This window comes from Pseudomonas putida (assembly GCA_041071465.1).
Classification (GTDB): domain Bacteria; phylum Pseudomonadota; class Gammaproteobacteria; order Pseudomonadales; family Pseudomonadaceae; genus Aquipseudomonas; species Aquipseudomonas putida_P.
The window spans coordinates 5,334,724-5,359,375 of sequence record CP163498.1 but is presented as its reverse complement, the minus strand read 5'-3'; the positions used below and the strand labels follow the sequence as shown (position 1 = coordinate 5,359,375).

Here is a 24,652-nt window from a genome sequence, read left to right as displayed (position 1 = left end):
TTCCAGCTTGATGCAGGATGCATTGACATGATTACGGACGCCCTCGAATCGGTGCTCACGCGGCAGACTTCGCGTAGCAGGCATACGCTATCAGTTGGCTCAGTTGTGTTTCCTTCAGGCTCGCCAAGGTGTGTGTCAATTACGCCATTCTTCAACGGACTGTGATCTAGAAAATGGACCTTTTAGCTAACGTCCCTAGCTGGAGTGACATCGAGCGCAGCCTCGATCAGAAATTCAGCGCGGTGAACCAGAGCATCCACCAGGGGCTGCAGAGCGCCAATGACAGCTGGCACGGTTTCTCTCGGCGCGTTAGTGATGGCGCCGGCCAAGCCTATGGCTACCTGGGTGGCCATCGCATCGACAATGTGCAACAGGCACTGGCGATGTCGTATCCGATCTTCCAGGAAGACCTCAAGCGCAAATGGGCTTCGATCGGTATCGAACAGATTTTGCCGGTGCTGCTGCAACTGGTGAAGGAAGTGTCGATGATCCTCGGTGGGAGTATTGCCGTGGGCTCTGCTGCAGGCGGTGCGATCGGTGCTTTGGCCTTTGGCGTCGGCGCGGCGCCCGGCGCCGTGGCAGGGGCGGGCATCGGTCTGGAGGTCGGTAACCTGATCCTTCTTGCGTTGGGCCTGTCGGCGATCGCCGAATACTTCATCAAAGGGCTGCCGGTTTGCCTGGCCACTCTTCAGGAGGGTATCGCTACGGCCTGGAATGCCGAAGAAGGCGTCAAGCCTGCCGGGCTGGACCCTACTGGAGGGTCGGTGGCCGTTATCCAGGAGCGAACCGAACGCGCCGCGCGGCAGCTGGCCCGCGGGCAGGAACAGCTGGTGTTGTTGTTACTGATGGCCATCGTCACCTACCTGCTGCGTGGACAGATGAAGGCCGGCATCATGGGCAGCATGGAGAACATTGCCACGCGCAGTGCCAAGCTGCAGGCCGACATTGCCAACAAGCAGTTTGGTGCCTGGCTTGCCAAGAACGAAGCCAAGCTGCTGGCTCACCCAGACCTGCAGATCAAGGGCCCCACCCCCGTCAAGAAACCTGAGCCGCTGCAGCCCGCTCGTCAACCGGAAAAAGCCTCGGCACCGAAGCCTGTAGCAAAACCGGCAGTCATGTCTTTGCGAGAAGCCGTGGGTAGTCAGACTGCAGACCGCTGGATATCCACGGGCAGGCGCATCGCCGACTTCACCGACCCTAAGCGTTCAGCCTTGCTCACGGACGATCAGATCGGCGCGCTGCATGGCTACACCACCAACGAAGGCTATCAGTGGATCAACCCGGCGCTGCGCGGGCAGACCCCGCTTAGCCCGCAGATGGAGGCCTTCGTCACGCATGCCAACGAAGGCCTCGCAAAGCTACCGTCCTACACGTTGGGGGATACCTTCCGCGGTACTACGTTGCCGGAGGATGTCATGTCGAGGATGCAAGTCGGTCTGCCAACCAGTGATGCAGCGTTCCTGAGTACTTCTGCAGACCGTGCCCTGGCATTCAACGGTAATGTGAAGATGACCTTGCAGGGCGTGACTGGCAAAGATATCAGCTTTCTGTCTGGCCACAGGGAAGCTGAGGTATTGTTTGGGCCAGGCACGCGCTTCAATGTTGTCGACAGGGTCGACAATGGCTCCGTCACTCAATTTATTCTCAAAGAAATCCCATGATCGATCTAAGAAGCCCAAACGCATTGCTGTCCGACTACGTCGAGCGCTACGCGCACCTGTCGCCGGAGCCCTCCCGGCAGCTGCAGCAGAGGATGGACTACAACGTGCGGGCAGACGCCCCAGCAGAGCCGGCGAGCAAGCCGCGCTGGTTGCAGTCCAGGGCCTGTACCTTGACGCCAGAACAGGCACTGGACCGCGCCAAAGGCGCGTTGCTGGGCCTGGCCATTGGCGATGCGGTAGGCACCACGCTCGAGTTCCTGCCGCGCGACCGGGAGCATGTGAACGACATGGTCGGTGGCGGGCCATTCAGGCTTGCTGCCGGCGAGTGGACCGATGACACTAGCATGGCGCTTTGCTTGGCGGATACGTATGTAAGCCAGGGCAAGTTCGACTACGCCACCTACGCAAATGCCTTGGTGCGCTGGTATCGACACGGGAAAACAGTGTCAATGGCCGTTGTTTCGACATCGGCAACGCTACACGTAACGCGCTTGAAGGCTGGTTGCGCGAAGGCATCGGTTGGCAAGGCAACTACGACCCGTCCACTGCAGGTAATGGCTCGATCATACGCCTCGCGCCCACGGCCATCTTTCGTCGACATTCACTGTCTGCGAGTTGGTGGGAAAGCGTCACGCAGAGCAGCGTGACCCATAACGCCGATGAAGCGGTGAACTGTTGCCAGTTGCTCGCCGCACAACTGCATCTGGCACTGAACGGTGCAGACAAGGAAGAAACCCTTGCACCTGCGGTGCGCTCGCTGCGTCCGCGCCCGATGATCATCAATGCTGGCGAGTACAAACAGAAGAGCCGCGATCAGATCCGCTCTTCTGGTTATGTGGTCGACACGCTGGAGGCAGCCCTGTGGGCTGTATGGAACAGCAACAACTTCCATGACGCGATTCTTCTGGCCGCCAACCTTGCCGATGATGCTGACAGCGTCGCGGCCACAGCCGGCCAGCTGGCTGGCGCGCTGTACGGTGTGTCAGGCATGCCACCGGAGTGGGTGGAGAAGGTCGCCTGGTCGCAGCATATCCAGAAGCTGGCACAGGAACTGTTCGACCGCGCACCGCAGGTGGATGAACTGGATGCACTGTTGTACGGGAAGCGATAACGGCAGGCTCAGGAAATTGCCCTGACGTGCAAAAGCGTGACAGTTGTCGCGTTTCTGTCAACGCGCCGCGGCACTTTTTCGGGTGCTGTCGGTCGCATGAAATCGCGGTGCGCCTGCCTGGCATCCCGCATGAACAAAGTTGTAGCTAAGCATCGCAAGCGCGTGCTGGCCCTGTTTTCAAGGAGATTTCGCATGATCATGGAACTGGCCTCCGCGCTGCTATCGCCGCAGAACCGCCGGCTGTTCAAGTTTCACAACCTGGCCAACCCTGAGCAGGAACTGTTGCTGGAAACCTTCAAGGGCGTCGAGGGCCTTTCGCGGGCGTTCAACTACGAACTGCTGCTGATCTGCGAAGACTCTGGCGTGCCGCTTAAATCCATGATGGGCCAGCACGTGAGCATCGAGATCGAGTTGGCCGAAGGTGCTCCACGCCACATCACCGGTTACCTTACGCGCTTTGCCAGCATTGGCAGCGATGGCGGCATGGCCCGTTACACCGCCACCCTCAACCCCTGGTTTTCGATGCTGAAGAACCGCTTCGACACGCGGATCTTCCAAGGCAACACGGTCGAGGAAGTGGTCACCGAAGTATTCGCCCTGTGTCCGGCTTTCTCCCGCCACGAGTTCCGCCTGACCCGCCCGCAGAAGCGCTACACCTACATTACCCAGTACCGCGAAACCGACTTCAATTTCGTCCAGCGCCTGCTGGAGGAAGAGGGGATGTTCTATTACTTCGAGCACACCGCAGAAGGCCACACCATGATCATCTGCGATGACTCCAGCACACTGGTGGACATCCCCGAGCAGCCGCAAATCCGTTTCCACAGCGCCTCGGTTACCGAGACCGCCGACTCCATCACCCAGTGGAGCGGCAACCGCCAGCTGCAGTCCGGCAAGATGGCCACGCAGACCTTCGATTACCGCCAGCCCAACAACCGCCTGCCGGTGGCGCTGAACAGCGTGAACAAGCAGGGCGATGTCGAGAACTTCGAGATCTACGACTTCCCCGGTCAGTACACCCACGGCACCTACGATGAAGGCGAAACCCTGCTGCGCTTACGTATCGAAGCGCTGGAGCTGCGCGGCAAAAAGTTCGAAGGCGCCAGTAATTGCCGCGCCATGAAGCCCGGCTATACCTTCGAACTGCTGCAGCACTACAGCCACGATCAAGGCGCCGTAGAGGACCGACAGTTCCTGCTGATGAGCGTGGAAAGCGAAGGCCACAACAACTACCTCAGCGGCCAACAGGCGAGCTATTTCAACACGTTCAGTTGCGTGCGCAAGAAGATCCCGTTCCGCCCGCAACTGAGCACTCCCCGGCCGACCATCGCCGGCCCGCAGACTGCCATCATCGTTGGCCCACCCGGCGAAGAGATATTCACCGACGAACTGGGCCGGGTGAAAATCCAGTTTCACTGGGACCGTAAAGGCCAGCACAACGACCACAGTTCGTGCTGGGTACGCGTCGCCCAATCCGGCGCCAGTGGCGGCTTCGGCAGCATCCAGATCCCGCGCGTGGGCGATGAAGTGGTGGTGGTGTTCCTCGACGGCAACCCGGACCGCCCGTTGATCATGGGCAGCCTGTACAACAGCAGCAACACCCCGCCGTGGGCACTGCCGGCGAACAAGACCCAGAGTGGGTTCCTGACGCGCTCTACCAAAGGCAAAGGGTCGAATGCCAACTTCTTCCGCTTCGAAGACAAGGCCGGCGCCGAGCAAATCATCATGCATGCTGAGCGCAACCTGGATACCGAGGTTGAGGCAGATGAGAGTCTCAAGGTGGGTGGCAATCGAACGATCAATGTCGAAGGTAAGCATTCCGAGACGATCAAGCTGGAAACCAGCATTGCGGTGGAAGAGGGGTCGTACTTTGTGACCGTGGATCAAGGGGCGGTGAAAATTAAGGCGGCAACGTCTATTACGCTTGAGGTCGGAAACAGCAAGCTGGAGATGAAGTCGGATGGCACGATTACCCTGTCAGGTATCACTGTGGACGTTGCAGGCAGCACGATAATTAATCTGAACAAGTCTTGATTAGCGACAAGGAAAGGTCCCATGCGCGGTAATATCTACGACCGATTAGCTGAGCGACGCGAGCGCGAAGAGCGCGTTGAACGTGAGCGTCTGGAAGAGGGCGCTCTCAATGTAGAACCTCCTCCGCCGGAGCGCTTTCTTACAAATGAATTGAGCTTCGTTCGTCCAGAGAACTTAAAAGACAAGACTTTTCATGTTTTTACATTGACGGATATAGGGCCAAGCCCGTTCTCGCTCGTTGTTGGGCGTTCGCCTGCGGAGCAGGATGCAGACTTGGAGACGCTTGCACAACAACTGCTGGGTGAATTGAAAAAGACGTTGTCCCATGTTCAGTGGATCGAGCCGGTTACCCCGGTAGAGGTGGCTGGGTTGGAGGCGCGGCGTGTAGAGTTTCGCTGGCGGCAACAAGGCCAACCGGTTCATCAAGTACAGCTGATTTTTCTGCATCACGATGAGCACAAGCGCCCTTTGCTCATGCAGATTACCGGTACGAGTAACAATGCCAAAGGCATGACAGAAGATGAGCGTAGTGCTTTCAATACTTTAGTTGATAGTCTTCAATTGCGCCTTCCGCCTGCGAGAGAGGGGGATGCGCAACAGGTCGAGTCGGCATGACTGCGGCTGCCGCGAGATTAGACGATCCAATCGAGCACTCTAGCGCCTTAGGCGGATTACTTGCTGGTTTGGCGATTGGTGCAGGTGCAGTGCTCATCGGTATTGCTGTGGTTGGCACCGGCGGGCTTGGGGCGGTAGCCCTCGCTGCGATGGTGGGCGCGGGAGCCGCTACTGGTGCTGGAATTGGTCAACTGATTGGTAGCTTATCGTTCGCCTGTAGTGAAACGGGACAAATACGATCAGGGTCGGGCAACGTTTATATAAATGGGAAACCTGCTGCGAGGGCGCATCTGGATAATGCCGAGTGCTCTGATCATCCCGGGATCCCTAAGATATTAGCTCAGGGCAGCGATTCGGTATATATAAATGGTCAGCCTGCGGCTCGAGTAGGTGACAGAACAGTTTGCGATGCGAAAATAAGTGCGGGCTCTCCCAATGTATATATAGGTGGGGGCACCGAGACGACGGATGCCATTGACCCGGAGGTCCCTGTCTGGCTGGAGCGTGCAGTGATGGGGGTGGGACTGGCAAGTGCATTTGTGCTGGCAAGTCCTGTTTTGGTGGTGGCAGGGTTGGTGGGTGGTATAGCGGGTGGAATGGCAGGGCATTGGGCCGGCGGCGAGTTGTTTGGAGAGGGCTCCGACGGCCAGAAGTTGATGGCGTTTGGTGGTGCTCTGCTTGGAGGGGGGATCGGCGCCAAGGGCGGGAAGGCGTTTGATGCTCGCTATGAAATTAAAGTGCAGGGACTTGGTTCTAATCTCGGTAATCTAAAACTTGTAAGGAAACCGGTTCTCCCCCCAAAAACTGATAAAATTTCACCTGAATTGTATGGTGAACTGAGGAAAAAGACCCCCAGCGCTTCAATACGGAAAGCTGTTAATAAAGATGTCGTCCTTCCCATGAAAGATCCCGCGCTTCCAGGGCTTCAGGTTACGAGGGCCTTGCACGCGGACCATATTGTTCCCATGAAGAAAATTACAGAAATGGAAGGGTTCTCTCGGTTGACTTTCGAAGATCAAGTAAAGGTGCTAAACTACGAGCCAAACTTCCAGGGGTTGAGTGAAATTGCAAATACCTCAAAGGGGGCAAGGTCTTTTGCTGAATGGGAACTATACAAGAAAGGAGATATTCCTGTTGATCCAGCATTCCGGTCTGCCATGATGGATAAGGCTGCTAAGTTGGAGCCAGAGCTTCAGCAATATATTAATGGTTTGCTTTCAGGGTATTAAGGGGGTGAGAATGAATTGGTCTGAGTCTTTAAAGCAGCGTATTGTGACTGAGTTAAATGGCTATGATGTGTATTTCGCATCTTGTGACGTGCCCCTTGAAGTAAAATTCCCCAAGCAGTGGCTTGGCTTTGGTTTTTTAGATGATGAAAAAAATATATCCCGGCGGAGTGGGTCGATTTTTCTGAAAAGTTACCATGGGTAAGCTCGTGGCTTGATAAGTGCGTGCTAGGCACTGTTTTGGCCGTAAGTGATAAGCCGTATCTTATGTATGTTTACGTCGATGGTGGTGATTTGTGCTTCTATATGGGGGGCGCTCCAGCAGGTATTGAAAGTTCGAGTTTAGATTACTGTCCTGACCTGCCTGCGGATTTTAAGCAGTTTTACTCAAAGCTGCATAATGGCTTTGGTTTTTACATCGGTTGTACCATGGGTCCATCGAGACTAGAGGATTTCGTTCAAATAAAGGACCTATGTGACGAAGAGTATCCAGCGCTTCCCGATATGTTAGGCGTATTTTCTAGCGGGGCTGGTGATTACTTGGCTATAGGTGAGGGGGCATTTAAGGGTGAGGCGTTTATTTGGTGGCATGAAAAGCCAGATACTCCTACGAAAGGAATCGATGTTTGGGATGTAATGGATTCGTGGATGTCAATATTTTTGGAGAATTCAGAGTCAAACGAGAACTTTCGGGCGTAATTTTTAGTTATTTTGCGAAAATACTTAGTGCGAGCCATGAACCACACCTACTCAAGGTGGAACCCAAGGTTAAGCGCTACCGGCGGCCTCCGTGCGCACCTGCATTATGACAACCCGCAGGGGCGCCTGACCGACATCAAACGGCTGGTCAACAATGAGGCGGTCGAGACACTCGCGCAGTATCTCTACTACGAACACGGCCAGCTGACCGCCGTACCTGAACAGCGACGACGGCCTGCCGCACACCATCCTCGATGCAACAGACAAGTCCAAGCACCTGTGGTGGAATACCCTGGCCCAGGTGGAGCGTTACCAGGACTACTCGGGCAAGAGCACCTATTACCGCTACGGCGAGCGTCAGCACCTGGTCGCGGTGACCGACGCGTTGAGCCAGACCACTACCCTGTCAGGGGTCACACTGGACGTAGCAGGCAGCACAATAATTAATCTGAATAAGTCTTGATTAGCGACAGGGAAAGGTCCCATACGCGGCAATTTTCACACGGATTAGCTGAGCGGCGTGAGCGCGAAGAGCGCCTTGAACATGAGCGTCTGAAAGAGGCCGCATCTTAATGCAGAGCCTCCTTCACCGGAGCGTTTTCTTACAATTGAACTGAGCTTCGCCAATAGCTCCGAGGGTGCAAAAATGGGAGCTAGCGGGGCTAGATATAGACAAGATACTGGTCCGAACTACGAGTGAGGCATGTTGCAATGATATCATGAAATGATCTGCTTGAAGAATACGACTCCGTTAGAGATCTTGTTGGCGGCGTTCACTTTTTCCAGGATGTAATGCGGGATTATACATACAATTATTGGTTAAGGCCGTCCAGTGATCTGGATTTGATTGTAGTTTCTCAAGGTGAGATAAAAGACTCGCTGGCGCTGGATATTTTAAATTCTGTTGCGCCGGAGGTGAGTCGAGTACATCCTTCGATATTTGTGCTGAACTCATCCGAAAGAGGCTTCACTCATGTGTTTGTTATTCCCAGTAATTTCCATGGTTACCTGAAGGGCAATGGCGGGGTGGTTAGGGATAAACTTTTTTATGTTTGCCAATCTTCAGGTGTGAGTTTTCCGGGCGCGAGACTACCGAAGAGTTTAAAGAGTTGCGTTTGCATTACGTCCCGACACTAGATGGGCAGAGACAGGCTTGCCCTAAGCTTCGGGTTTATTTTGATAATCCCCAAACCGGTGGTGGCACCGATGGCGCGGGGGTATTCCTCAAGTGGGCAGATTTATTAAGGGAGATTGACGCGCTTGACGGTATTTCAAATGGATTTATTGAAGTGGCCAATTGGCGCGATGAAGTCATTGAGATTACCTCTCCTGGCGAAGGTGAGTATATTTTGATTAGGAACAGAAAGGATGAGCAGGCACTGTCAGTTGAAGGCCTGTTTGATGAAATTAAAATTTTCGCTTTCGCTTGATCAGTGTTGAAGTTCGATTTGGCCGAATTCCGGGGTGGGTATTCCCACTCTAGTTGACTCGTTTGCTTTAAGTCCGATGCGATCTCTGCTGGGGCAATTACCAAGGTCTCACCCAACGTTGTCATCAACAGCCGAAAACTCGCCAACGCCTTGGGCCTGATCGCACTGGTCAACTCGACGGCAAGGGCCAGACGACCCGCCTGGTGCGCACGGCCCGTGGCCTGCCGAGCAGCCGCCAGGATGCCAAGGGGCAGCGGGTGCGCTACGAGTACGACAAGGCCGTCCGCCTCATCCCTAAAGCTTTGCCTACGACGTGTCGGACCGGCTAAGCGAAGAGGTGCGGGTGGATAACTTGACCCGGCGTTTCAGCTACTAAGCCCCGGAAATTTGACCACTCCCTTGCTCGCACCACTTCCCGCCTCCGCGACTGGTTCCGCTGGGTGGAACCACATTCGTTTGTTATCCCTCGTCACTCGCGCTTATCTGTCAGCCAAGCACGACCTGCCTTACGTGTCGTGACCTCAAGGCGAACAACAAGAACGGGAAACCACCCGCGCGAGGAGACTCTACATGTCCCGACATCAGCACATTCTGGCCTGGCTGAACGATGTGGCCAGCGACCTGCACGCGATCCGTCACGATATCCATGCCCACCCGGAACTGGGGTTCGAAGAAAGCCGCACTTCGGCGCTGGTCGCCCGGCTGCTCCTGGAATGGGGCTATGAAGTACACACCGGCATCGGCAAAACCGGTGTGGTCGGCGTGCTGCGCAATGGCAGCAGCCCACGCCGCCTGGGCCTGCGCGCCGACATGGACGCGTTGCCCATCCACGAAGCAACGGGCGCGGCCTACAGCAGCCAGCATCAAGGCTGCATGCACGCCTGTGGCCATGACGGGCACACCACCATGCTGCTGGGCGCGGCGCGCTACCTGGCGGCGACCCGGCAGTTCGACGGCACGCTGACGCTGATCTTCCAGCCGGCCGAAGAGGGCCAGGGTGGCGCCGAGGCAATGCTGGCCGACGGCCTGCTGGAACGCTTCCCCTGCGATGCACTGTTCGGCATGCACAACATGCCTGGGCTGCCGGCCGGGCACCTTGGCTTTCGCGAGGGGCCGATGATGGCCTCGCAAGACCTGCTCACGGTGACCCTCGACGGGGTGGGCGGCCATGGCTCGATGCCGCACCTGACCGTCGACCCGCTGGTGGCAGCGGCCAGTGTGGTGATGGCGCTGCAAACCGTGGTGGCGCGCAATATCGATGCGCAGGAGGCGGCGGTGGTCACCGTCGGTGCGTTGCAGGCTGGCGAAGCGGCCAACGTGATCCCGCAACAGGCGCTACTGCGCCTGAGCCTGCGCGCGCTGAACGCCGAAGTACGGGCGCAGACCCTGGAACGGGTGCGGGCGATCATCGTCAGCCAGGCCGAAAGCTTTGGCTGCCGCGCCAGCATCGAACACCGCCCGGCTTACCCGGTGCTGGTCAACCATGCAGCGGAAAATGCCTTCGCCACGCAGGTAGGGGTAGAGCTGCTCGGTGCCGAGGCGGTGGATGGCAACACCCGCAAGCTGATGGGCAGTGAAGACTTCGCCTGGATGCTGCAGCGCTGCCCGGGCGCCTACCTGTTCATTGGCAATGGGGTATCGCGGCCGATGGTGCACAACCCGGCCTATGACTTCAACGACGACATCCTGCTGACCGGCGCCGCCTACTGGGGCGCGCTGGCAGAGCGCTGGCTCGCGCCCGCCTGATCGGCCTTTTTTGGACGACTGCCGCTGGAACCTGGGCGCGCCCGCGCCTGGGCGTTCACCCAATCATTGTGTGGAGTGTTCCCTATGCAGACTTCGAGCACTGGCGTGTCGCGTACCCGGCAAGTGGTCGCCGCCGTTATCGGCAATGCCCTGGAATGGTATGACTTTATCGTGTACGGCTTTTTGGCCAGCATCATTGCCCGGCAGTTTTTCCCGTCCGACGATGAATACGCTTCGCTGCTGATGGCCTTGGCCACCTTCGGCGTCGGCTTTTTCATGCGCCCGGTGGGTGGCGTGTTGTTGGGCATGTATTCCGATCGCAAGGGCCGCAAGGCGGCCATGCAGATGATCATCCGCCTGATGACCGTGTCGATCGCGATGATCGCCTTTGCCCCCGACTACCTGGCCATCGGCATGGCGGCGCCGCTGTTGATCGTGGTCGCGCGCATGCTGCAGGGCTTTGCCACGGGTGGCGAGTATGCCAGCGCTACGGCGTTTCTGGTGGAAAGCGCGCCGGCCCACCGCAAGGGGCTATATGGCTCGTGGCAATTGGTAGGGCAGTGCCTGGCGGTGTTCTCCGGCGCGGCCATGGTGGCCCTGGTTACTCACCTGTGCACGCCTGAAGCGCTGGACAGCTGGGGCTGGCGTATTCCCTTCGTGCTGGGCCTGCTGATCGGCCCGGTGGGGCTGTGGATTCGCAAGCATATGGAAGAGCCCGAAGAGTTCGTCGAGGCGCGCCGCCAGGCCAAGGGACAGTCGCCCAGCCTGTGGCAGGTACTGCGTGAACATCGGCGTAGCCTGCTGGTGTCGATGGGCCTGGCCTGTGGCGCGACGGTGTCGTTTTACGTCGTGTTGGTGAACATGCCGACCTTCGCCCACAAGAACCTTGGGCTGCCGCTGGACCAGGTGCTGCTGGTACAGATGCTCGCGGTCGGGCTGATGACCGTGGTGATTCCGTTGTCTGGCGCGCTGTCTGACCGGTTGGGTCGGCGCCCGGTGCTGATGGCCTTCACCCTGGCGTTCTTCGTGATGGTCTACCCGCTGTATGTGTGGGTGGCCGCCGCGCCCTCCGTGGAGCGGCTGCTGGTCATGCAACTGCTGCTGTGCACCGCCATTGGCGGCTTCTTTGGCCCGGCACCTACCGCCTTGGCCGAGCAGTTCCCGGTCGAGGTGCGTTCCACTGGCGTGTCGGTGGCCTATAACGTAGCGGTAATGGTGTTCGGCGGCTTTGCCCCGTTGATCGTGACCTGGCTGAGCAAAGTGCTGGGTACCCCGGTGGCGCCATCGTTCTACGTGCTGTTCGCCTGCCTGCTGACGCTGTTGGCTACCTACTGCCTGAAAGAAGCACCCCGGGCGGGCCAGCCTGCCACTTTCAACCTTGGAGTAAAACCGTGAAGCCGCTAGCCATCGACCCCATCGTTGCCCTCGATGCAGAGGCATTGTCCCAGGCCATTCATGGCGGCCAGCTGTCGTGCCGGGAGGTGATGCAGGCTTACCTTGCGCATATCGAACGCTTCAACCCGCAGGTCAATGCGCTGGTGTCGCTGCGCCCGGCCGAGGTGCTGCTGGCCGAGGCCGACGAGCGCGACCGCGAACTTGCCCGTGGCCATTCGCGCGGCTGGATGCATGGCATGCCGCAGGCGATCAAGGACCTGGCCGCCACCGCCGGGCTGCGCACCACCCTGGGTTCGCCGCTGTTCGCCGAGCAGGTGCCCGAGCAGGATGCGATCAGCGTGGCGCGGGTGCGGGCTAGCGGGGCGCTGATCGTGGGCAAGAGCAACGTGCCTGAGTTCGGCCTCGGCTCGCAAACCTACAACAGCCTGTTTGGCACCACTACCAATGCCTACGACTCAGGGCGGGTGGCCGGTGGCAGCAGCGGCGGGGCGGCTGCGGCACTGGCCATGCGCTTGCTGCCGGTGGCCGACGGCAGCGACATGATGGGCTCGCTGCGCAACCCGGCGGCGTTCAACAACGTGTTCGGCCTGCGCCCGTCACAAGGCCGGGTGCCGCATGGGCCGGCGCCGGAGTTGTTCGTGCAGCAGCTGGCCACCGAGGGGCCGATGGGCCGCAGTGTGGTCGATGTGGCGCGGTTGTTGTCGATACAGGCTGGCGTCGACGCACGGGTGCCGCTGTCGTTAAGCGAAGGCCGGCGCGATTTCACCGACGCCTTGCAGCGCGACTTCCGAGGTGTGCGGGTCGGCTGGCTGGGCGACTACAACGGTTACCTGCCGATGGATGACGGGGTGATGAGCCTGTGCGAGTCGGCGCTGGCCGACTTTGCCGAACTGGGCTGCCAGGTCGAGGCCTGCCAGCCGGCATTCGACCTGGCACGCTTGTGGCAATGCTGGCTGAGCCATCGCCACTTCCTGGTGCACGGCAACCTCGGCGCGGCCTATGCCGACCCAGCCAAGCGCGCACTGCTCAAGCCCGAAGCCCAGTGGGAGGTGGAAGGTGGCTTGCAGATGAGTGCGGCGGCGCTGTACCAGGCCTCGTTGGACCGCAGCGATTGGTACCGCGCCTTGGCCAAGCTGTTCGAACGTTACGATTTCCTGCTGTTGCCCTCGGCCCAGGTGTTCCCTTTCGATGCACGCCAGCCATGGCCGACGGCGGTCGGCGGGCGGGCGATGGACACCTATCACCGTTGGATGGAGGTGGTGATCGGGCCAACCCTGGCCGGCTTGCCGAGCATCAGCGTGCCGGTCGGGTTCAATGCTGGCGGCCTGCCCATGGGCCTGCAGATCATAGGCCCGGCGCAGGCGGACCATGCCGTGTTGCAGCTGGCGTATGCCCATGAGCAGCTCACCCGCTGGGTGGAGCGTTGCCCGCCACAATGCCTGCAGGGTTCATGAAAGCACTGGGCAGGCGCGGTTCTTGCTGGCTATCCTGACCATCCCGCTACAAGGAGGTCATACCCATGGGCATCACGGCAGACAGCGGCGGCGTGCGTTCGGTGGAGCGGGCGCTGGCCATTGTCGACCTGCTGGGCGAACACCAGGCACTGGGCCTGGAAGAACTGCATTACCTGACGGCGCTGCCCAAGGCCACGGTGTCGCGCATGCTTGCCACCCTGCAGGAGCAAGGCTGGGTGTACCGTGGCCTGAGCGACAGGCGCTACCGGCTGTGCGCGCGGCGGCTGTTCGGTGACCGCCAGTTGCGCTTCAAGCGGCGCCTGGTGGAAAGCGCCGCGCCCATGCTGCTGGAGCTGAGTGAACGCACTGGGCTGGTAGCGGACCTGTCGTGCTTCGACGGCCAGCGGCTGGAAGTGATGGAAAGCGCCATTCCCCAGGTGTTGCGCAAGCGTTACCCGCACACCTGCCAGATCGTCGGGCACCATGCCAGCCTGTTCCATTCGGCGATGGGGCGGGCCTGCCTGGGTGAGCTGGCGGAGGACGAAGTGCAGCGCCTGGCGGCCCATGCGCGGCTGGGTGACGACACGTTGCTGCGCGATATCGAAGAAGAAGCCCACAAGGGCTTTGGTCAGCGGACCGAGGGGCACTGGGAGTACCCGGTGCGCCTGCCGTTCCTGATCCGCGCCATTGCCTTGCCGGTGCATGCCGAAGGGCGCCTTGCCGGGAGCATTGCCTTGCACTGGCCGCTGGACCAGGCGCCGGTGGAGCGGGTATTGAATTTACACTTGAGCAGCCTGGCGACCACCGTCGGCGAGGTGCAGCGGGCCTTGGCTGTTTGATCGTTCCTGCACCGCCCCTGCAGGTGTCAATGGCCTTCACGGAAAGCACTCGGGCTCACCCCAGCCTGCTTGCGAAAGAACCGGCTGAAATACCCCACATCGGCAAACCCCAGTTCATGGGCGATCTCTTTCACACTAAGGCTCGAATGCCCAAGCATGCGCTTGGCCTCCAGCACCTGGCGGGCATTGATCACGTTCATGGGTGTCATGCCCAGGTGCTCCTGGCATAACCGCCCCAACGTCGCCAGGGTCATGCCCAGTTCGGCGGCGTAGTCTGCCAGTGGCCTGTGCGCGCGGTAGTGCATGTCTACCAGCTCGCGAAAAGCGGTCAACTGCTGGCTGCGCCTGGATACCGGTCGCTGTTCCCCCTGGGGCAGGTGCGGCTCATGGCGCAGCACCTGGATCATCAGCGTCAGCAATAGCGCCATGCTGCTGGCCACATGCTCGCGGGCGCGGTTGTGGTATTCCTCGCGCAGGGCCCGGCACAGTGGCAGCAACGGGTCCTCATCAGCGGCCCATTTCGGCAGGGCGACCACCTGCGGTTTGCGAAGTTGCACCAGCAGGTTGGGCGCCAGCACCTGGGCGATGCTCTCCAGCGGGTGTTGCGCGGCAGTGATCACCTGGCCCTCGACCTGGCCGGCCCAATGAAAGCCATGCACCACTTGCGCCGGCACATACACCACGCAAGGCGCATGAACCTGCAACCGGTCACTGTCGAACAGCACTTCACCGCCACCGCTTTGCAGGTACAGCAGCTGCAGCAAGCCTTCGTGACGGTGTGCGGCGATTTCCCAGTTGTGCGCGCCAGAGCGCTGGGAAATCTGCTCCACGTGCAGGGCTTCGTGCCACACCGGCTGTGCGGTTTCACCGTACAGGGCGTAATTGGGGATTTTGTTCATGTTGTTGTAATTGTTCTGTTCGGTACCTGATCACTGTGCCACAGCTGTACGCAGGCTTCAGGGCACAAAGGAAAAAATGACGGGAATGTGGGGCTGGTTGCAGGTTTTGTCCATTCTGCCGATGGGCCTGCCGGCCATAGGCTGTTGTCCAGAACAAGCGACACTCTGGAGAACAGCATGAACAACAATAAGATTGCCTCTCAGTGGCTGGGCCTGGACTCGGCCGTATGCGTGGTAACCGGCGCCGCCGGCGGCATTGGTGCCGCGCTGGCCGCAGCCTTGGTGGAGCAGCAGGCCCACGTGGTGCTGCTGGACCGCGACCTGGACAAATGCCGCGAACTGGCGGCCACCTTGGGTGAGCACAGCACGGGCGAAGTCAGCGCCCTGGCCTGTGACATTGCCGACCCGGCCAGCGTGGAGCAAGCGGCTGCCCAGGTGCAGGCACTGCATGGGCGCTGCGATGTGCTGGTCAACAATGCCAGCGTGCTGCGCCCCGGCGCGCTGGACACGCTGAGCCTGGAGCAATGGAACCAGGTGCTGGCGGTCAACCTCAGCGGCTACCTGTTGTGTGCCCAGGCCTTCGGCCGCTCGATGCTGGCTCGCGGCCAGGGCCGCATCGTGCATGTAGCCTCGATTGCCGCCCATTACCCGCAACCCAACAGCGGTGCCTACAGCGCGGCCAAGGCTGGCGTGAGCATGCTGTCGCGGCAGCTTGCCGTGGAGTGGGGGCCGCGGGGTGTGCGCAGCAACGCCGTGTGCCCGGGCTTGATCCGCACGCCCTTGTCGGCGGCGTTCTATGCCGACCCGCAGGTGGAACGCCAGCGTAGCGCCATGACCGCCAACCGTCGCATTGGTGAGCCGCAGGATATCGCCGAGGCCGTGCTGTTTCTGGCCAGCCGCCGCGCCGACTATATCAACGGCGCCGAGCTGACCGTGGATGGCGGGCTGGAGTGCATGCCCATGGCATTGATCCCGCGCCCGGGCTTCGAGGGGGCTGGCCAATGAATACGCGTAGCTGCGATGTACTGGTAATCGGCGCGGGGGCTGGCGGCCTGGCGACAGCCATCACGGCGAAAAAGCTTGGCCTGGATGTCATCGTCATTGAAAAGGACGACTGCTTTGGTGGCACCACGGCGTTTTCCGGTGGCGTGTTGTGGGTGCCGGGCAACCCGCACGGGGCCGAGGACAGCCATGCAGCGGCCATGACCTACCTGCGCAACGAAGCCGGTGCCTGTTTCGATGCGGCGGGGGTGGAAGCCTTCTTGCGCTACGCGCCGCAGATGGTGGCGTTTTTCGAGCGCGAAACGGCGGTCAAGTTCGTGCCCACGCTGTACCCCGATTACCACCCACAGGTGGAGGGTGGTGTCGATGTGGGCCGCTCGATACTGGCCGCTCCTTACGACATTCGTGGCCTGGGGCCGGACATGGCGCGCCTGCGCCCGCCGCTGAAGACCATCACGTTCATTGGCATGATGTTCAATTCGTCGAATGCCGACCTCAAGCATTTCTTCAATGTCACCCGCTCGCTGACTTCGTTCGTGTATGTGGCCAAGCGCCTGATAACCCATTTGAAGGAGCTTGCCCTGTACCGACGTGGCACCCAGGTCACCAGCGGCAATGCCCTGGCAGCGCGGCTGGTACGCTCGGCACTGGACCTGGGCATCCCGATTCTCACAGGTACACCGGCGCGGCAACTGCTGCATGAAGAGGGTCGAGTGACAGGGGCATTGGTCGGGCAGGCTGACAGCGAGCAGCGCATTCAGGCCCGGCGTGGGGTGGTACTGGCTTGTGGCGGTTTCTCCCATGATTTGCAACGGCTGCGCCAGGCCTACCCGCATGTGCGGCGTGGCGGCGAGCACTTTTCGCCGGTGCCGGCGGGCAATACCGGTGACGGTGCGCGCATGGCCGAGGCGTTGGGGGCCAAGGTCGATATCCGCCTGCAGGCAGCCGCCGCCTGGATGCCGGTATCGAAGGTGCCAGTGGCTGGCGGGCGGCACATTGCCTTTCCGCATTTGCTCGACCGCTACAAGCCAGGTGTGATCGGCGTGCTGCGTTCGGGGCAGCGTTTCACCAACGAGTCGAACTCTTACCATGACGTGGGCGCAGCATTGATCGAAGCCTGCGCCGGTCAGGCAGAAACCGCCATGTGGCTGGTGTGCGACCGCCGCACCCTGGCCAAGTATGGCCTGGGCTTTGCCAAGCCTGCACCGATGCCGTTGGGGCCCTTGTTGCGTAATGGTTACCTGCTCAAGGGCAAGACCCTGGCCGAGCTGGCGGGCAAGGCCGGTATCGACGCGCAAGGGCTGCAGCAGACCGTGCGCGAATACAACCTTGGCGCGGTGCAGGGCGAAGACCGCCAGTTCGGTCGCGGCAGCACCAGCTTCAACCGCTACCTGGCCGACCCGCAGCAACAGCCCAACCCGTGCGTGGCGCCGGTGGGCGAAGGGCCGTACTTTGCCGTGAAGGTGATCATGGGCGACCTGGGCACCTTCGACGGGCTACGCACCAGCGTGGTCGGTGAAGTATTGGCGGCCGATGGGCAGGCCATCGACGGCCTGTACGCGGTGGGTAATGACCGCGCCAGCATCATGGGTGGCACTTACCCCGGCGCGGGCATCACCCTGGGGCCGATCATGACCTTTGGCTACATCACTGGCCGTCACTTGGCAGGTGTCGAGCAGGGGCTGGCGGCGGCGGGCAATGCACGGGAGGTGGCGTGATGGACAAGCCTGTGGTCGACCACCGTATCTACACCATTCGCCCACGCTGCATGGCGGCGTTTCTCGAAGCCTTTGACCAGTTGGCGATGCCGATCTTGCTGCGCCACCTCGGCGCACCCCTGGCGTTCTACACCAGCAGCATCGGCCCGTTGAACCAGGTGGTGCACTTGTGGGGCTATGACAGCCTCGATGATTTTGAAAAGCGCAGCGCGGCGCGGGATGCCGACCCGGACTTTGCTGCCTATCTGCATGCCACCCGCGACCTTGTGGTAGCGCAGGAGACACGGATCATAAGGCCTGTGCGCTTGCCCAGCCTGGGCTGAAACACCGTCATAAAAACAACAACAGGTGATACCCATGAACAACACGCTCGACGTGCGCCAACTGATCGACCAGCAACCCATCGGCCGCTACCAGAAATGGGTGGTGTTCCTCGGCTTTCTCATCATTGCGCTGGACGGCCTGGACGTCGCCATCATCGGCTTCATTGCCCCACAACTGAAAAGCGATTGGCACCTGGGTGCGCAAAGCCTGGGCCCGGTTTTGAGCGCCGCGCTGATCGGCCTGGCGCTTGGCGCGCTGATTGCCGGGCCCCTGGCGGACCGCTACGGGCGCAAGGCGGTGCTGCTGTACAGCGTGCTGCTGTTCGGCATCTGGACCTTGGCCTCGGCCTTTTCACCCAACTTGGACACCTTGGTTGCGCTGCGCTTTCTCACGGGCCTGGGCCTGGGGGCGGCCATGCCCAATGCCAGCACCTTGGTCAGTGAATACGCCCCAGCACGCAGCCGCTCACTGCTGATTACCCTGGCGTTCTGCGGGTTCTCCCTGGGGGCGGCGATGGGTGGGTTCGTCAGCGCCTGGATGATCCCCAACCTGGGGTGGCGCAGTGTTCTGGTGCTGGGTGGGGTGTTGCCGCTGCTGGTCCTGCCGCTGCTGTATTGGCGCCTGCCGGAATCGGTAACGTTCCTGGTCAGCAAAGGTGCAGAGCGCAAGCGCATTATGGCCATTGTCCGCCGCTTGGCACCTGAGCATGTCAACGCCGACACCACCTTTGTCATGCCCGGCAACGCCCCGGCTGCAGGTGGAGCCATCGGCACCATCCTCTCACCGCGCTATCGCTTTGGTACCTGCATGCTCTGGGCGGGCTATGTGTTGGCGCTGTTTCTGGTCTATCTGTTCAGCGGCTGGCTGCCGACGCTGGTGAAGGAGGGCGGTGGTTTTTCGGTCTCGGAAGCGGCCATTGTCACGGCCTGTTTCCAGATAGGCGGCCCGGTGGGGGCGATTTCAGTGGGTTGGGCCATGGACCGTTGCAATCCGCAGCGGGTGTTGATGCTGACGTTTCTGTTCAGTGGCGCGGTTATCTTCACGATTGGCCAAGTGGTGGGGGATTTCGCCTGGCTGTGCGCCATAGCCTGCGCTGTGGGCTTTGGGCTGAACGGCGCGAGTGTTGGCATGAATGCATTGGCGGCGGCCTTTTACCCTACGCAAGCGCGGGCGACCGGGGCCAGCTGGATGAGCGGCATTGGGCGCATCGGCGCCGTGCTCAGCGCCTTCGCCGGGGCTCAGATGCTGGCGTTGGGCTGGAGTTTTGCACAAGTGTTTGCATCATTACTGGTCCCTGCCGGGTTGGCGGCTTTGGCCGTATTGCTGCAAGGGTGGCATGTGAGCAGGGCTTCATCCGTCACTAATGCGACGTATTACCAATAGTATTTACTTCCCATTACCTTTACTCCAGACTCCGCTCCGCCTGCAGGGAGGAACGTGCAGGCATACGGCAAATAACAACAGCAATCTGTCGAAGGAGCGGGGCGTGGACGTCAAGAAAAGTACACTGGCACTGGCAGTGGGCTCGGCCCTGTGCCTGGCAAACAATGCCTGGGCAGCAGCACCGGTTGGGGCGGTGGAGCTGGAACAGATCACGGTGACCGGGGAAAAGATCAACCGCACCCTGGAGCAGACCCAGTCGAGTGTAGTCGTGATCACCGACAAGCAACTGCGCGAGAAGGAAGACCACAACCTGGTCGATGTGTTTGCGCGCACGCCCGGTGTGTACAACCAGTCTGGCAATGAAAACTGGGGGATCCGCGGCGTACCCGTATCCGGCTTCGAAGACCAGGGCCCTGCCACGCTCAACGGTGCGGTGTCGGTGTTTGTCGACGGCGCTGTACAACCCAACCGCGCCTTGACCTTGAGCCCCATGCCGCTATGGGATACCGAGCAGGTTGAAGTGTTTCTCGGCCCGCAATCCACGACCCAGGGCCGCAACTCCTTGGCGGGTGCGGTGGTGATCCAGACCCGTAACCCGACCTTCGACCCCAGCTTTTCGGCGCAGACCAACATGGGGAATTACGGCGAACGCGGGGCGGCCGTGGCCGGTGGCGGTGCGTTGGTCGACAACAAGGTCGCTGGCCGCATTGCCGTGGACTATCAGGAAGGCGATGGCTACATCGACAACACCACCCTGCATGACGATGCCAACCCCACCCGTACCGCCAATGCCCGTGGCAAGTTGCTGATCCTGCCCAGCGACGACCTCGACATCCTGCTGACCTACGCCCACGGTGAAAGCCGCAAGGGGGATAACACGGTCATGCGGCAAAACGGCAAGGTTCGCTATTACAAGATGACCTCCGACACCAAGGCCTTCGACAAGCTGCAGCAGGACACGGTCAGCGCCAAGGTCGACTATCGGTTGGACGATTACTGGTCGCTGACCAGTCTTACCGCCAACACAAGCTCGGACTACGACGCACGCCTGGACTTCGACCAGTCGGCCGACGCCAACCAGGTGGTGTTGCGTCAGCAGGACGGCAACCTGTTCAGCCAGGAACTGCGCCTGAACTACAACGGCGACACCTTGAAGAGCTTCGTCGGGGCCTACTACGGGCACAACACCAACGATTTCCATGATCGCCTGCTCTTCGACAACCAGCTGTTCGGCACTGCCAAGGGCGATACCACAATTGAAAACCAGGCGCTGTTCGGCGAGATCAACTGGACCTTCGTACCGAGCTGGACACTGATCACTGGTTTGCGATACGACCACGAAACCAATGACACTGACATTGACCAGGACGACTTCTCCAGCCCCGGAAAGGTCAGAAAATCGTTTGATGCGGTTCTGCCCAAGCTTGGCCTGGACTATGAATTGGCCGATGGGCAGTACCTGGGCTTCATGGTGCAGAAGGGTTATCGCGGTGGCGGTGTGAACATGCGTGCCGGTGGCGGTCACGAGGCCTACGACCCGGAATACACCACAAACTACGAGTTGTCTTACCGGGGCTCGTTACTTGACGATACGCTGCGCACCCGCGCCAACCTGTACTACACCGACTGGAAAGACCAGCAGGTCAGCGTGCTGGACCCCAACATCGAGTTCGTCCATGTGTTCAATGCCGGCCGCAGCGATATCAAGGGCCTGGAAGTGTCGGTCGAGAAAGACCTGGGCCAGCAGTTGACCCTCAACGGTGCAGCCTCGGTAACCGTTGGCAAGTACAAGGACTTCGTGACCGGCGATGGTCGCGACATGAGTGGCGAAGACTTCCTCTACTCGCCCAAATACAAGATGTCGCTGGGCGCGACCTACCGTTGGAACGAGCGCCTCACCCTCAACACCGACCTCGTCTACCAGAGCACGTCGCCCTCCGAGTACGAGTTTGATGACGCCGGGCAGGTCACCGACGAGCGTCGCAGCGACAATTATTGGCTGGTCAACTTCAATACCGAGTACAAGATTACCCGCAACATTGCCGTGTCCGGTTTTGTGAAAAACGCCTTCGACAAGGAATACATCACCAACAATCGCAGCGGCGACATCCTCGATGTGGGCGCCCCGCGCACGGTAGGCCTGGCGTTGCGTTACGACCTTTGACCCCATGAACCTGCGCTGGCCGTTGCTGGCGCAGGTTCAGTTATCTCGGCTGTACATTCGGCACTCTGCCAACAACGCCAACAAGTTTGGCTCCCGCTCGCGCGCCTTCAGAAACACCACGCCAATGTGCTGCTGCAGGCGATATTGCGGCTTCAAGGCAATCAACCTGACGCGGTTCTCGTACACCGCCGCGATGCGCCCAGGCAGCAGGGCGAAGCCCACGCCTGAACTGACCATGCTCAGCAGGGTGAAGATATCGTTCACCTGCATGGCCACCTTCGGCTCGAACCCGGCCTGCTGGAACACCCGGGCGCCATCGCGGTGTGTGGCGAAGCCCTGGGTCAGGGTAATGAAAGTGGAGTCGGCGAGGTCGGCCAGGTCTACCTCGGCCTGCCCGGCGAAGGGCGAATCAGTAGGTACGGCAAGGAAAATGTCGTCGGAGAACAGCGGCAGTTGCTCGCAGGCCGGGTCGCTGGCGCTTTCGTCGAGGGAGACGAGGATGGCCTCCAGTTCGTGGTTCTTCAGGCGCTGCAGCAGGTCGACGTTGGAGCCCAGGGTCAGGTCGATGTTCAGTTCGCTGCGGCGCAGCTTGAGGCCCATGACCAGCTTTGGCACGGTTTTCACGGTCAGCGAGTAGAGTGCGCCGAGGCGGAAACGTTCGGCGTAGAAACCGGCGGCTTCGCGGGTTTGACGCACCATCTGCTCGGCATCCTGGATCAGCTGCCGGGCTTTCTTTTCCAGCACGTAGGCGCTTTCCAGCGGGATCAGCTGGCGGCCTTCGTGCTTGAACAAAGGGCAGCGCAGCGCGCTTTCCAGCGAATGGATGGCACGGTGCACGCTGACTGCGCTGGTCGACAGCTCGGCGGCGGCGCGGCCGAGGTTGCCGGTGCGCATGAAGGCGAGGAAGGTTTCCAGCTTTTTAAGGGTCAGTTCTTCGTCGATCAGCATGGGGGCCCCAGATGCTTACTGCATGGACTCGATCAGGGCCCACAGTGCAGGGTCGTTGAAGTCATCTATCACCAGCTGTGCACCCGCCGCCAGCAAACGTTCAGCGGTCTGCGTCGTTGCCACGCCCACGGTAAAGATCCCCGCGCCACTGGCAGCGGTCACCCCCGGCAATGAGTCCTCGAAAGCCAGCGCCTGCCTGGCCTCGGCACCCAGCTGCTGCAGCCCGGTGAGGTAAGGCAGCGGGTCTGGCTTGGGCCGCGCCAGTTCCTCGGCCACCAACACATGTTCAAAGCGCTGGCCAAGGCCCATGGCGTTCAGCATGTGCTCGGCGTTCAGTCGCGGTGCGTTGGTCACCACACACATGCCGATGGCATGGGCCTGGGCGTGCTCCAACAGGCGCAGCAGGCCTGGCATGGGTTCAAGTGACGGCGACAGGTCGCGGAACAATGCCTCCTTGCGGTCGGCCAACGCCTGGCACTGTTCGACACTGGCGCCGTTGAACAGCTCGGCGAACAGTTCACCATTGGCGCGGCCACTGACCTGAGCATCGAACTGCGCCTGGCTCAGCTCACGGCCGTCGTGCTCACGCAGCAGTTGGCGAAAGGCCTGCAGGTGCAGGGGGTCGGTGTCGGTAAGGGTTCCGTCGAGGTCGAACAGCAGGGCGGTCAGCATGGGATATCCAGATCAAAAAAACACAAGCCAAGGGATCATAACCAAAGTGGACGACAAAGGGGGCTGGTCAGCGCGCCACGAAAAGAGTACAAATGTGCTCCATGGACAATCTTACCCCCAAGCGCCGCGCCATTTTCGAATTCATCCGCGAGCGCATTGCCGAGCACAGCCAGCCGCCAAGCCTGGCCGATATCGCCACGCGCTTCGGTTTTGCTTCGCGCAGCGTCGCCCGCAAGCACATTACCGCCCTGTGCCAAGCCGGTTACATCGATGTCACGCCTAACCAGGCGCGGGGCATTCGCCTGGCCGAACCGTTGCGCCGGCCGGAGATTCTCGAAATCCCGGTGCTGGGCCAGGTAGCGGCAGGCGCCCCCATAGGCCCGGACCTCGATATCCACGAACAGTTGCTGCTCGACCCCAGCATGTTCCGCCGCACCCCTGACTACCTGCTTAAAGTGCGTGGCGACTCGATGATCGACGACGGCATCTTCGACGGTGACCTGGTCGGCATCCTGCAACAGGCCGACGCCCGTGACGGGCAGATCGTGGTGGCGCGCCTGGACGGCGAAGTGACCATCAAGCGCCTGCAACGCCAGGGCGGCAATTACCGGCTGTTGCCCCGTAACCCGGCCTATGCGCCCATCGATGTGCAGCCAGAACAGGAATTCTTCATCGAAGGCGTATTCTGCGGCCTGCTGAGGCGCGACTGATGGGCGCGGTGGTCGACCTCGACAGGCTGCTCGACCAGCGCCGTATCTGGCGCGGTCGGCAGGCCGAGGCGCGGCCACTCGGGTTGCAGCCAACCGGCCATGCGGCCCTCGACGCCCGCTTGCCCGAAGGCGGCTGGCCGGCGGCAGCACTGAGCGAGCTGTTGCTGGCCAGCCCCGGCTGTGGCGAGTTGCACTTGCTGTGGCCAACCCTGGCCCGGCTGAGTGCAGATGCCAACCGCGTAGTGCTGGTGGCACCGCCCTTCATTCCTTACGCACCGGCCTGGCAGGCAGCAGGTGTGGACCTGCGCTGGCTGGTACAAGTGGACGCCGAACCTGCCGATGCCCTGTGGGCCGCCGAGCAGTGCCTGCGCTCGGGCAGTTGTGCGGCGGTGCTGTGCTGGCCGGAGCGCGCCGATGACCGCGCCCTGCGGCGCTTGCAGGTGGCCGCCGAAACCGGTCAGGCGTTGGCATTCGCCTGCAGGCCGCAGCAGGCGGCGCACAACCCTTCACCGGCAGCACTGCGCATTGCCGTCGACACTCGGCCGGCACAATGGCGCGTGCTGAAAAGCCGTGGTGGCATGCCTCCAGCGCTGCCCATTGCCTGCCCAGGGCGGGGCTGATG

Annotated in this window: 21 protein-coding genes and 2 pseudogenes; 20 read left to right on the top strand and 3 right to left on the bottom strand. The window is 60.7% G+C overall.

Translation table 11 applies throughout. The annotated features are described in order from the left end of the window. Positions 1–173 precede the first annotated feature (173 nt). The 13 genes and pseudogenes from tre1 to AB5975_24600 all read left to right on the top strand — a co-directional run bounded on the left by tre1 (position 174) and on the right by AB5975_24600 (position 14,210). Positions 174–1,661, top strand: a complete 1,488-nt coding sequence (gene tre1, locus AB5975_24660; GenBank protein XDR19660.1) for an NAD(+)--protein-arginine ADP-ribosyltransferase Tre1 — start codon at positions 174–176, stop codon at positions 1,659–1,661. Beyond that, positions 1,658–2,772, top strand: a pseudogene (gene tri1, locus AB5975_24655) (ADP-ribosylarginine hydrolase Tri1). The gene tre1 and the pseudogene tri1 overlap by 4 nt, the downstream one beginning before the upstream one ends. A gap of 192 nt (positions 2,773–2,964) precedes the next feature. After that, the gene (tssI, locus tag AB5975_24650) at positions 2,965–4,806 is read left to right on the top strand and encodes a type VI secretion system tip protein TssI/VgrG (GenBank protein ID XDR19659.1); all 1,842 of its coding nucleotides are present in this window, start codon (positions 2,965–2,967) and stop codon (positions 4,804–4,806) included. Positions 4,807–4,827: 21 nt separating this feature from the next. Further along, positions 4,828–5,421, top strand: a complete 594-nt coding sequence (locus AB5975_24645; protein XDR19658.1) for a DcrB-related protein — start codon at positions 4,828–4,830, stop codon at positions 5,419–5,421. Continuing rightward, positions 5,418–6,650 (top strand): PAAR domain-containing protein, encoded by a 1,233-nt coding sequence (locus AB5975_24640; protein ID XDR19657.1) that lies wholly within the window; start codon positions 5,418–5,420, stop codon positions 6,648–6,650. The genes AB5975_24645 and AB5975_24640 overlap by 4 nt, the downstream gene beginning before the upstream one ends. Before the next feature lie 264 nt (positions 6,651–6,914). Next, on the top strand, positions 6,915–7,346 hold the full coding sequence (locus AB5975_24635; GenBank protein ID XDR19656.1) for an SMI1/KNR4 family protein: 432 nt from the start codon (positions 6,915–6,917) through the stop codon (positions 7,344–7,346). A 69-nt stretch (positions 7,347–7,415) separates the two neighbouring features. Further along, positions 7,416–7,752, top strand: a pseudogene (locus tag AB5975_24630) (hypothetical protein). A gap of 709 nt (positions 7,753–8,461) precedes the next feature. After that, a complete protein-coding gene (locus tag AB5975_24625; GenBank protein XDR19655.1) occupies positions 8,462–8,776 on the top strand; it encodes a hypothetical protein in 315 nt (104 codons plus the stop codon). Between the two features lie 203 nt (positions 8,777–8,979). After that, positions 8,980–9,105, top strand: coding sequence for a hypothetical protein (locus AB5975_24620; GenBank protein XDR19654.1), 126 nt, complete (start codon positions 8,980–8,982; stop codon positions 9,103–9,105). A gap of 241 nt (positions 9,106–9,346) precedes the next feature. Beyond that, complete coding sequence (locus tag AB5975_24615; GenBank protein ID XDR19653.1) at positions 9,347–10,522, top strand: M20 aminoacylase family protein; 1,176 nt, start codon at positions 9,347–9,349, stop codon at positions 10,520–10,522. Between the two features lie 84 nt (positions 10,523–10,606). Continuing rightward, complete coding sequence (locus tag AB5975_24610; protein XDR19652.1) at positions 10,607–11,917, top strand: citrate-proton symporter; 1,311 nt, start codon at positions 10,607–10,609, stop codon at positions 11,915–11,917. After that, positions 11,914–13,371: an amidase gene (locus AB5975_24605; GenBank protein XDR19651.1), complete on the top strand. Its 1,458-nt coding sequence runs from the start codon at positions 11,914–11,916 to the stop codon at positions 13,369–13,371. Before AB5975_24610 ends, AB5975_24605 begins: the two co-directional genes overlap by 4 nt. Positions 13,372–13,436: 65 nt before the next feature. After that, positions 13,437–14,210, top strand: a complete 774-nt coding sequence (locus AB5975_24600) for an IclR family transcriptional regulator (GenBank protein XDR19650.1) — start codon at positions 13,437–13,439, stop codon at positions 14,208–14,210. A 26-nt stretch (positions 14,211–14,236) separates the two neighbouring features. Here the strand turns inward: AB5975_24600 and AB5975_24595 are convergent, their stop codons facing one another. Then, positions 14,237–15,109, bottom strand: coding sequence for a helix-turn-helix domain-containing protein (locus tag AB5975_24595; protein XDR19649.1), 873 nt, complete (start codon positions 15,107–15,109; stop codon positions 14,237–14,239). Positions 15,110–15,286: 177 nt separating this feature from the next. Here AB5975_24595 and AB5975_24590 point away from each other — a divergent pair, with 177 nt between their 5' ends. From AB5975_24590 to AB5975_24570, 5 genes are all read left to right on the top strand, one after another. Then, positions 15,287–16,114, top strand: coding sequence for an SDR family NAD(P)-dependent oxidoreductase (locus tag AB5975_24590; protein XDR19648.1), 828 nt, complete (start codon positions 15,287–15,289; stop codon positions 16,112–16,114). Continuing rightward, a complete protein-coding gene (locus AB5975_24585; protein XDR19647.1) occupies positions 16,111–17,829 on the top strand; it encodes an FAD-dependent oxidoreductase in 1,719 nt (572 codons plus the stop codon). Before AB5975_24590 ends, AB5975_24585 begins: the two co-directional genes overlap by 4 nt. Continuing rightward, positions 17,829–18,152, top strand: a complete 324-nt coding sequence (locus tag AB5975_24580) for an NIPSNAP family protein (protein XDR19646.1) — start codon at positions 17,829–17,831, stop codon at positions 18,150–18,152. The genes AB5975_24585 and AB5975_24580 overlap by 1 nt, the downstream gene beginning before the upstream one ends. A 34-nt stretch (positions 18,153–18,186) precedes the next feature. Further along, positions 18,187–19,536, top strand: coding sequence for an MFS transporter (locus AB5975_24575; protein XDR19645.1), 1,350 nt, complete (start codon positions 18,187–18,189; stop codon positions 19,534–19,536). A gap of 103 nt (positions 19,537–19,639) precedes the next feature. Beyond that, positions 19,640–21,700 carry a TonB-dependent receptor gene (locus AB5975_24570; protein ID XDR19644.1) on the top strand — a complete coding sequence of 687 codons (2,061 nt, stop codon included), beginning with the start codon at positions 19,640–19,642 and terminating at the stop codon, positions 21,698–21,700. A gap of 36 nt (positions 21,701–21,736) precedes the next feature. Here AB5975_24570 and AB5975_24565 read toward each other — a convergent pair whose 3' ends face one another. Beyond that, positions 21,737–22,648, bottom strand: a complete 912-nt coding sequence (locus AB5975_24565) for a LysR substrate-binding domain-containing protein (protein XDR19643.1) — start codon at positions 22,646–22,648, stop codon at positions 21,737–21,739. 15 nt (positions 22,649–22,663) lie between these two features. Further along, the gene (locus AB5975_24560) at positions 22,664–23,320 is read right to left on the bottom strand and encodes an HAD family hydrolase (GenBank protein ID XDR19642.1); all 657 of its coding nucleotides are present in this window, start codon (positions 23,318–23,320) and stop codon (positions 22,664–22,666) included. A 92-nt stretch (positions 23,321–23,412) separates the two neighbouring features. Here AB5975_24560 and lexA point away from each other — a divergent pair, with 92 nt between their 5' ends. Continuing rightward, positions 23,413–24,030: a transcriptional repressor LexA gene (gene lexA / locus AB5975_24555; protein ID XDR19641.1), complete on the top strand. Its 618-nt coding sequence runs from the start codon at positions 23,413–23,415 to the stop codon at positions 24,028–24,030. Continuing rightward, positions 24,030–24,650, top strand: coding sequence for a translesion DNA synthesis-associated protein ImuA (gene imuA / locus AB5975_24550; GenBank protein XDR19640.1), 621 nt, complete (start codon positions 24,030–24,032; stop codon positions 24,648–24,650). The genes lexA and imuA overlap by 1 nt, the downstream gene beginning before the upstream one ends. Positions 24,651–24,652: the final 2 nt, after the last annotated feature.

Coding starts and splice junctions, on each gene's coding strand:
- tre1 (XDR19660.1), top strand. CDS start 174: ATGGACCTTTTAGCTAACGTCCCTAGCTGGAGTGACATCGAGCGCAGC.
- tssI (XDR19659.1), top strand. CDS start 2,965: ATGATCATGGAACTGGCCTCCGCGCTGCTATCGCCGCAGAACCGCCGG.
- AB5975_24645 (XDR19658.1), top strand. CDS start 4,828: ATGCGCGGTAATATCTACGACCGATTAGCTGAGCGACGCGAGCGCGAA.
- AB5975_24640 (XDR19657.1), top strand. CDS start 5,418: ATGACTGCGGCTGCCGCGAGATTAGACGATCCAATCGAGCACTCTAGC.
- AB5975_24635 (XDR19656.1), top strand. CDS start 6,915: ATGTATGTTTACGTCGATGGTGGTGATTTGTGCTTCTATATGGGGGGC.
- AB5975_24615 (XDR19653.1), top strand. CDS start 9,347: ATGTCCCGACATCAGCACATTCTGGCCTGGCTGAACGATGTGGCCAGC.
- AB5975_24610 (XDR19652.1), top strand. CDS start 10,607: ATGCAGACTTCGAGCACTGGCGTGTCGCGTACCCGGCAAGTGGTCGCC.
- AB5975_24600 (XDR19650.1), top strand. CDS start 13,437: ATGGGCATCACGGCAGACAGCGGCGGCGTGCGTTCGGTGGAGCGGGCG.
- AB5975_24595 (XDR19649.1), bottom strand. CDS start 15,109: ATGAACAAAATCCCCAATTACGCCCTGTACGGTGAAACCGCACAGCCG.
- AB5975_24590 (XDR19648.1), top strand. CDS start 15,287: ATGAACAACAATAAGATTGCCTCTCAGTGGCTGGGCCTGGACTCGGCC.
- AB5975_24585 (XDR19647.1), top strand. CDS start 16,111: ATGAATACGCGTAGCTGCGATGTACTGGTAATCGGCGCGGGGGCTGGC.
- AB5975_24580 (XDR19646.1), top strand. CDS start 17,829: ATGGACAAGCCTGTGGTCGACCACCGTATCTACACCATTCGCCCACGC.
- AB5975_24575 (XDR19645.1), top strand. CDS start 18,187: ATGAACAACACGCTCGACGTGCGCCAACTGATCGACCAGCAACCCATC.
- AB5975_24565 (XDR19643.1), bottom strand. CDS start 22,648: ATGCTGATCGACGAAGAACTGACCCTTAAAAAGCTGGAAACCTTCCTC.
- AB5975_24560 (XDR19642.1), bottom strand. CDS start 23,320: ATGCTGACCGCCCTGCTGTTCGACCTCGACGGAACCCTTACCGACACC.
- lexA (XDR19641.1), top strand. CDS start 23,413: ATGTGCTCCATGGACAATCTTACCCCCAAGCGCCGCGCCATTTTCGAA.
- imuA (XDR19640.1), top strand. CDS start 24,030: ATGGGCGCGGTGGTCGACCTCGACAGGCTGCTCGACCAGCGCCGTATC.